This is a genomic window from Arcicella rigui (genome assembly GCF_034929435.1).
Lineage (GTDB): Bacteria > Bacteroidota > Bacteroidia > Cytophagales > Spirosomataceae > Arcicella > Arcicella rigui.
This window is the reverse complement of sequence record NZ_JAYFUM010000046.1, coordinates 1-507: the sequence shown is the minus strand read 5'-3', so window position 1 is coordinate 507 and position 507 is coordinate 1. Positions and strand designations below refer to the sequence as shown.

2 pseudogenes are annotated in these 507 nt (G+C 40.0%); both read left to right on the top strand.

Annotated features, from left to right (window positions below):
• A pseudogene (locus tag VB248_RS22565) lies at nt 1-327 on the top strand (hypothetical protein); the annotation flags it as partial.
• Nucleotides 285-507, top strand: a pseudogene (locus VB248_RS22560) (transposase); the annotation flags it as partial. The pseudogenes VB248_RS22565 and VB248_RS22560, both read left to right, overlap by 43 nt.

Genomic DNA, 507 nt, shown 5'->3' with positions numbered 1-507 from the left:
CGTCTTGTTGAGACTTTCTACAATTTATTTGTTGCTATTCTTCTGAATAGAAATCGCTCTATTGGGTTGCTTCTGAGTGAGTTAGGAGGCTTTATTTGTGGATTCAATCATGCACCAGCTGGAACAAAACGTATCAGTAATCTTCTACGTTCAAAGAAATGGACAGCTACTGTAATTGATGATTTCCTATTTGCTCGTAGTAAAAAACGCATTGAACAACTAATCCAAATAGGAAAACGCCCTTTGTTAGTATGGGATGATAGTAAAATAGAAAAGCCAGAGAGTTGGCGACCGACGCTCGGTTTACCGAGGGTTTATGCAGTGTAGAAAGTAGTAAAGCAAAACGTCTGACAAAAGTCAAGAAAGGATTTTATCGTCCACCCGTAAATCGTATCTGTGTACCAGGTTATCGCTGGACTGCTACCTTACTTTCTGCTTTGGGTGAAGCCCCAAGTGTTTGTCAAATGACTTGGTGGACTACAAGAGGAAAACATAAAGAACACGGTA